Origin of the sequence: Pseudomonas palleroniana (genome assembly GCF_003031675.1) — a bacterium.
Lineage (GTDB): Bacteria > Pseudomonadota > Gammaproteobacteria > Pseudomonadales > Pseudomonadaceae > Aquipseudomonas > Aquipseudomonas palleroniana.
In genome coordinates this window covers 19,768-27,330 of record NZ_PYWX01000038.1, presented here as the reverse complement: position 1 = coordinate 27,330, position 7,563 = coordinate 19,768, and the positions used below count along the sequence as shown (strand labels likewise).

7 protein-coding genes are annotated in these 7,563 nt (G+C 60.0%); 6 read left to right on the top strand and 1 reads right to left on the bottom strand.

From position 1 onward, the window contains the following. The first annotated feature begins 135 nt into the window (after nt 1–135). From epd to fba, 5 genes are all read left to right on the top strand, one after another. Nucleotides 136–1,191 (top strand): erythrose-4-phosphate dehydrogenase, encoded by a 1,056-nt coding sequence (epd, locus tag C9383_RS13740; protein ID WP_090368291.1) that lies wholly within the window; start codon nt 136–138, stop codon nt 1,189–1,191. Between the two features lie 17 nt (nt 1,192–1,208). Next, complete coding sequence (locus C9383_RS13735; RefSeq protein ID WP_090368293.1) at nt 1,209–2,372, top strand: phosphoglycerate kinase; 1,164 nt, start codon at nt 1,209–1,211, stop codon at nt 2,370–2,372. A gap of 29 nt (nt 2,373–2,401) precedes the next feature. Then, on the top strand, nt 2,402–2,629 hold the full coding sequence (locus C9383_RS13730) for a hypothetical protein (protein WP_090368295.1): 228 nt from the start codon (nt 2,402–2,404) through the stop codon (nt 2,627–2,629). 61 nt (nt 2,630–2,690) lie between these two features. Then, complete coding sequence (locus C9383_RS13725) at nt 2,691–3,023, top strand: MliC family protein (RefSeq protein ID WP_060753403.1); 333 nt, start codon at nt 2,691–2,693, stop codon at nt 3,021–3,023. A gap of 280 nt (nt 3,024–3,303) precedes the next feature. Continuing rightward, on the top strand, nt 3,304–4,368 hold the full coding sequence (fba, locus tag C9383_RS13720) for a class II fructose-bisphosphate aldolase (protein ID WP_003177554.1): 1,065 nt from the start codon (nt 3,304–3,306) through the stop codon (nt 4,366–4,368). Nucleotides 4,369–4,441: 73 nt separating this feature from the next. On the opposite strand, the gene C9383_RS13715 is transcribed toward fba, so the two are convergent. After that, nucleotides 4,442–5,107: a polysaccharide lyase family 7 protein gene (locus tag C9383_RS13715; RefSeq protein ID WP_060753402.1), complete on the bottom strand. Its 666-nt coding sequence runs from the start codon at nt 5,105–5,107 to the stop codon at nt 4,442–4,444. Nucleotides 5,108–5,418: 311 nt separating this feature from the next. Here C9383_RS13715 and C9383_RS13705 point away from each other — a divergent pair, with 311 nt between their 5' ends. Next, the gene (locus C9383_RS13705; protein ID WP_090368299.1) at nt 5,419–7,524 is read left to right on the top strand and encodes a putative bifunctional diguanylate cyclase/phosphodiesterase; all 2,106 of its coding nucleotides are present in this window, start codon (nt 5,419–5,421) and stop codon (nt 7,522–7,524) included. Nucleotides 7,525–7,563: the final 39 nt, after the last annotated feature.

Genomic DNA, 7,563 nt, shown 5'->3' with positions numbered 1-7,563 from the left:
ACCGTGCGATCGATATGTGTCAGATACACTTCGTCAACCGGTCTGGGAGTGCTTCGCACTCCAGCGGGAGCAAGCTCCCTCGCCACGCAAGCTCGCTCCTACAATGGTTTATGTCGCCCACACTACGAGAACCCCATGCCTCAACCGCGTCCCTACAAAGTTGCACTCAACGGCTACGGCCGCATTGGTCGTTGCGTCTTGCGTGCTCTGTTCGAGCGAGGGGCGGCGGCCGGGTTTGAAATTGTTGCGATCAACGATCTGGCCGACATGGCCAGTATTGAATACCTGACACGCTTTGACTCCACCCACGGCCGCTTCCCTGGCGAAGTGCGGGTTGACGGCGATTGTCTGCACATTAATGGCAACTGCGTGAAAGTGCTGCGCAGTGCCACCCCCGAGGGCATCGACTGGGCGGCGCTGGGCGTCGACCTGGTGTTGGAATGCTCCGGTGCTTACCACACCCGTGCCGATGGCCAGCGGTTCCTCGACGCCGGCGCGCCACGCGTGCTGTTTTCCCAGCCGATGGCCAGCGAGGCGGATGTCGACGCCACCATCGTCTACGGCATCAACCAGGATTGCCTGACCGGTGATGAGTTGCTGGTGTCCAACGCCTCCTGCACCACCAACTGCAGCGTGCCGCTGTTGCGCCTGCTGGATCAGGCGATTGGCCTGGATTATGTGTCGATCACCACGATTCACTCGGCGATGAACGACCAGCCGGTGATTGACGCCTACCATCACGAAGACCTGCGCCGCACACGATCGGCGTTCCAGTCGGTGATTCCGGTGTCCACCGGCCTGGCCCGTGGTATCGAGCGCCTTTTGCCGGAACTTGCCGGGCGAATCCAGGCCAAAGCCGTACGGGTGCCGACGGTGAACGTGTCCTGTCTGGATATCACCATGCAGACCGTCAGCGACACCGATGCGACGGAGGTCAACCGGATCCTGCGTGATGCCGCCACCCGCGGCCCGCTCAAAGGCTTGCTGGCCTACACCGAGTTGCCCCACGCCAGTTGTGATTTCAACCATGACCCGCATTCGGCGATTGTCGATGCCAGCCAGACCCGCGTTTCCGGCCCCAGGCTGGTGAACATCCTGGCCTGGTTCGACAACGAATGGGGCTTTGCCAACCGCATGCTGGATGTTGCCGAACACTATCTGCACATCGCTTCTAAACAACCTCAACAGTAATTCAGGAACTGCGACCCATGACCGTGTTGAAGATGACCGACCTCGATCTGCAAGGTAAGCGCGTACTGATCCGCGAAGACCTCAACGTCCCAGTCAAGGACGGTGTTGTCGCCAGCGATGCGCGAATCCTGGCCTCGCTGCCGACCATCAAGCTGGCCCTGGAAAAAGGCGCGGCCGTGATGGTGTGCTCCCACCTGGGCCGTCCGACCGAAGGTGAGTTCTCCGCCGAAAACAGCCTCAAGCCGGTGGCCGACTACCTGAGCAAGGCCCTGGGCCGCGACGTGCCGCTGGTAGCTGACTACCTGGGTGGCGTTGAGGTTAAAGCGGGCGATATCGTGCTGTTCGAAAACGTGCGCTTCAACAAGGGCGAGAAAAAGAACAGCGACGAACTGGCCCAGCAATACGCGGCCCTGTGCGACGTGTTCGTGATGGACGCCTTCGGCACCGCTCACCGTGCCGAAGGTTCGACCCACGGCGTGGCCAAGTTCGCCAAGGTCGCGGCGGCCGGCCCACTGCTGGCGGCTGAACTGGATGCACTGGGCAAGGCCCTGGGCGCGCCGGCTCAACCGATGGCCGCCATCGTGGCCGGCTCCAAAGTGTCCACCAAGCTGGACGTGCTCAACAGCCTGAGCCAGATCTGCAACCAGCTGATCGTCGGCGGCGGTATCGCCAACACCTTCCTGGCCGCTGCCGGCCACCCGGTAGGCAAGTCGCTGTATGAGCCGGACCTGCTGGACACCGCCCGCGCCATCGCCGCCAAGGTCAGCGTGCCGTTGCCGGTCGACGTGGTGGTTGCCAAGGAGTTCGCCGAGAGCGCTGCAGCCACCGTCAAGCTGATCGCTGACGTGGCCGCCGACGACATGATCCTGGATATCGGCCCGCAAACCGCGGCTAATTTCGCCGAACTGCTGAAAGCTTCCCAGACCATCCTGTGGAACGGTCCGGTCGGCGTGTTCGAATTCGACCAGTTCGGCAACGGCACCAAAGTGCTGGCCAAGGCGATTGCTGAAAGCGCGGCGTTCTCCATCGCCGGTGGCGGCGACACCCTGGCGGCCATCGATAAATATGGCGTTGCTGATCAAATATCCTACATTTCTACCGGTGGTGGCGCGTTCCTCGAGTTCGTCGAGGGCAAGGTGCTGCCGGCCGTGGAAGTGCTGGAAACCCGAGCCAAAGGTTAAGGCGCGTGATCCGGAAAAGGAGCATTCCCATGATCAAGTCGCTGGTATTGGTGATGACCGCAGGCCTGTTGGCCGCCTGCGGTAGCACACCACGTGTGGCGCCCGAAGCGGACAAAGCCGATGCGCCTCGCAAACACAGTTGCTACCAGGCTGACTGGCAAGCTGAAACCATGCCGGTGATCAACAAGCGCATCGGCAACGAGCGGCTGGAGAAATACGACGCCGCGCCCAACGGTCAGGAACAGGGTTGCCCTTGACGGGTCTGATCAACTAACCGACAGCAGCAGCGGCCCTTGGGCCTGCGTTCGAGGATTGGCAATGAAAGGCGTTTTCGCCCTCGCGGCACTGGCCCTGTTGGCCGGTTGCAGCAGCATGAACATGTTCAACAAGGCAGAGCCTGCCGATAAGTGGACCACCTGGACCTGCGACAGCAAGGCTGAGGTCAACTGGCGCTTCGCGAACCAGGCCCGTTCCGAGGTGGATGTGCGCCTCGGGGGTTCGGAGCAGGTTTACCGCCTCAAACAAGAGGTTGCCGCCTCGGGCGTGCTGTACAGCGACGGCCAATTGGCGTTTCACACAAAAGGTGAGGAAGGCCTGGTCTACTGGGTTGCGACCGACGATTTGATCGGGCGCGGCTGCAAGGCCCAGTAACTGGAGCGCGGTCTCGAAGGTCATGAGATCCAAATGTGGGAGGGGGCTTGCCCCCGATAGCGGTGGGTCAGTCAAGAGATTCATCACTGGGAGGCTGCCATCGGGAGCAAGCCCCCTCCCACATGAGATTCGGTTCAAAACTGGAACTTGAGTCGCGCCCATCAGAAATAACGATTCAGCAGGCCAGGCTTACAAAACCTGACCGGCAATAACTTGAATAGCAGCCTGCGCTACGGCAGGCTTGCACGATTAACGACCCTCGATCGGGAGAGACAACACAATGGCACTTATCAGCATGCGTCAAATGCTGGACCACGCAGCCGAGTTCGGCTACGGCGTCCCAGCCTTTAACGTCAACAACCTTGAGCAGATGCGCGCCATCATGGAAGCCGCTGACAAGACCGACTCCCCCGTGATCGTCCAGGCTTCGGCCGGTGCCCGCAAATACGCTGGCGCGCCGTTCCTGCGTCACCTGATCCTTGCCGCGATCGAAGAATTCCCGCACATCCCGGTGTGCATGCACCAGGACCACGGCACCAGCCCTGACGTGTGCCAGCGCTCCATCCAACTGGGCTTCAGCTCGGTGATGATGGACGGCTCCCTCGGCGAAGACGGCAAGACCCCGACCGACTACGAGTACAACGTACGCGTGACCCAACAAACCGTGGCAATGGCTCACGCCTGTGGCGTCTCGGTTGAAGGTGAGCTGGGCTGCCTGGGTTCCCTGGAAACCGGCATGGCCGGCGAAGAAGACGGCATCGGCGCCGAAGGCGTACTGGATCACAGCCAGATGCTGACCGACCCGGAAGAAGCCGCCGACTTCGTGAAAAAGACCCAGGTGGATGCCCTGGCCATCGCCATCGGTACCAGCCACGGCGCCTACAAGTTCACCAAGCCACCGACCGGCGACGTGCTGGCCATCGACCGCATCAAGGAAATCCACAAGCGCATCCCCAACACCCATCTGGTGATGCACGGTTCTTCCTCGGTACCACAAGAGTGGCTGGCGATCATCAACCAGTACGGCGGCGACATCAAGGAAACCTACGGCGTACCGGTTGAAGAAATCGTCGAAGGCATCAAGTACGGCGTGCGCAAGGTCAACATCGACACTGACCTGCGCCTGGCCTCCACCGGTGCGATGCGTCGCCTGATGGCGACCAACCCGAGCGAGTTCGACCCACGTAAGTTCTTCGGCGCTACCGTAACGGCAATGCGCGACGTGTGCATCGCTCGCTACGAAGCGTTCGGCACGGCCGGTAATGCTTCGAAGATCAAGCCGATCTCGTTGGAAGCGATGTACCAGCGGTATTTGAAAGGTGAGTTGAACGCCAAGGTGAATTGAGCCTCAGGTGTTTGAAAAGAAGCCCGCAGTGATGCGGGCTTTTTTTCGGCTGGAGTTTGACGACTGCAGTTGTTTATTCGTGATCAATATCCAACTTGGCAAACGTCACCCGCGCTCCTTCCTTGCTATCCCCGCTGTTGTCCTGCACATACACCCCCGCCTTGAAGTACAACGGCTTGTTCCCCCACGCCGCGCCGATTCGCTCGTTCCACTCTCCGTCCGCGGCATACACACTGAGCAGGCCGGCTTTGTTGAGGTTGATCACGTAGGTAAAACTCTTCTCCAGCGGCACATTCGACGCGATGGTTACCACGCGGCCTTCGCCGTCGTCCGGGCGCATGCGCACCTTGGCGACGATGTTGCCGGTCTGGGTCTTTTCCTTGAACTGGTATTCGAGTTTGATCAGCGGCTTCTGGCTGTCATAGGCATGAATCTGCCCGATCACGACTTTACCGGACGACGGCACCTGATTGACCTCCAGGGTCGCGCGCAGGAAGTTGTTCGCTTCTGGGTAGGTCCAGTTGCGCAGCCTTCCGTCGGCATAGGTTTCACGTAATTCGCTGCGGGGGTAGATGGCGTTTTCGGTGCGGGTGCCGGTCACCGGTGTCCAGAATTGCACGTTGCTGCCTTCGGCCTGGAAGTACTGGTCCTTGAAGCCGCTGACCAGCTTCGGTGTGTCGATAGTCGCGGGCGGGGAGCCGACAGGAATGCTCAGGTTCCAAGTGGAAAGGTCGATCATGGTGTTGGCCTTATTGCAGGGGTTGAAGGCTTTAGCCCGAGGGCTGCACGGGTTCTTTATAGGTCGGTTCAAACCGATTGTTAAACACTTGCTGGCAAATTTTTGGCGCCAATGGAATGCCAAAAAGCCATGTGTCCCATACCGCGTGGCCTGCAGGGCTGTACCGTTAGTCGGCTTCCTGGCTATTGGCGCAATGATGGTATCGACGTCGCTTCTGCTTTTTTAGAACCGGGTCTAGAGTGAGACCTCAGTGTTTGTCCGGTTTTAGTCTTAGAAGTGACCGGTGCAGCCCTTCAAGGAAGAGAAGTAGCATGGATTGTGCTCCACACCACGGCGATGGCAGTTCGGTTCTTTTGGTGGTCGATGACTACCCGGAAAATCTCATCAGCATGCGTGCATTGTTGCAGCGCGAAGACTGGCGGGTGATTACCGCCGCTTCCGGCCTGGAAGCCCTCGAATTATTGCTGGCCCACGAAATCGATCTGGTATTGCTGGACGTGCGCATGCCCGGCATGGATGGCTTTGAGGTGGCGCGCCTGATGCGTGGCAGCCAGCGTACACGAATGACCCCGATCATCTTCCTCACCGCCCATGCCCAATCGCCCGACGCAGTGCAGGAAGGCTATGCCAGTGGTGCCATCGATTACCTGTTCAAACCCTTTGACCCGAATATCCTCAAGCCCAAAGTGCAGGCACTGTTGGAGCACCAGCGTAACCGGCGCTCCTTGCAGCGCCTTAGCCTGGAACTGGAGGCTGCCCGTGCCTTCAATGCCTCGGTGCTGGACAACGCTGCCGAGGGTATTTTGGTGGTGGGTGAGGGCAGCGTCATCCAGTATGCCAACCCGGCGATTTCACGCTTGCTCAACGCTACGATGGCTGAGTTGCAGGGCGAAAGTTTCCTGAGTTTCCTGCAAAAGCCTCACGTGCCTGCCTGGTTGGGTTTCCCGATGTACGAGGCGTATCGCAAAGGCGAAACGTGGCGCCAGCACGACGCGATCTTGCGCACCCGTCGCGGCCAGCAAGTGCCGGTGGCCTTGTCTTGCGCGCCTCTGCCCGCTGAGCAGAAGGCCATGGTGGTGACGGTGCTCGACATGTCGGAGGTGCGCCATCTGCATCAACAGTTGGAGTTCCAGGCCGTCACCGATCCGTTGACCGGACTGTTGAACCGGCGCGGTTTCCAGCAGGCGGTGGAAAGCACCCTGGCGCGCAGCGAGCGCAGTGATCAATCACTGGTGTTGCTGTACCTGGACCTCGACGGGTTCAAGCGGGTCAACGATACCTTGGGGCATGACGCCGGTGACCGTGTACTGCGTTGGGTCTCGGAACAGATGCAGGCGTGTCTGCGTTCCTATGACATTCTCGGGCGCATGGGCGGGGATGAGTTCACCGCGTTGTTGGAACTGGAATTTCCGGAACAAGCGGCGAAAATCTCGGAAAAACTGATCGAGCGCGTGTCTGTCAGCCAACACGTCGACGGCTTGGATGTGATGCTCGGGGCCTGCATCGGGATTGCGACGTACCCGGATTGCGGTGCCGACCTGAGCGGCCTGCTGCGAGCGGCGGATATCGCCATGTACGAAGCCAAGCGCGCCGGCCGCCAGCAGTATCGTTACTACGATAAAGACATGAACGGCCGCGCGCGCTCACGGCTGATGCTCGAAGACAGTGTGCGCACGGCGATCCAGAACAAAGAGTTCACCTTGGTGTTCCAGCCGCAGGTGTCGTTGGAGGATGGGCGTTTGCGTGGCTTCGAGGCCCTGTTGCGCTGGCAGCACCCGAGCGTCGGCGACGTGCCGCCGGGGCTGTTTCTACCGTTGCTGGAAGAGGCTCGCCTGATCAGCCAACTGAGTACCTGGATCTACCAGGAGGTCGCGGTTCAGCGCGAAACCTGGCAAGGCATTTTCGATAGCGAGCTGGTGTTGAGTGTCAGCCTCAGCAGCAGCCAGTTCAATATGCCTAACCTCGCGAACCAACTGCAGCAGGTACTGGAGCAGCATGGCTTGAAGGCGCGGCAGTTGGAGGTCGAGATCAGTGAAGACTGCCTGATGAACAACCTTCAAGACTCCACCAAGCAACTCAAGTTACTGCGCCAGATCGGTGTGCGCATTGCCCTGGATGATTTCGGCTCGGGTCGCTGTTCCTTGGCCCATCTGCGTGACCTGGAGTTCGATACGCTCAAGCTGGACCCGCAACTGGTGGCTCGCCTGCCGGGCTCGACACGGGACGCGGCGATGGCGCGCAGCATTATCCAGCTGTGTGAGCATTTCGATGTGTTGGTCATCGCCGAGGGCGTGGAGACATCAGAGCAGGCCCTGTGGCTTAAAACCCATGGTTGTCTGTTTATCCAAGGCCCATTGGCGGCGCAACCATTGCTCGCCGAGGAAGTTGGCGCCTGGTCTCACCCCCGTCAGCTGTGAATTCGCTACACTGGTGGCCTTTCGAGCACCGTTGCAGAT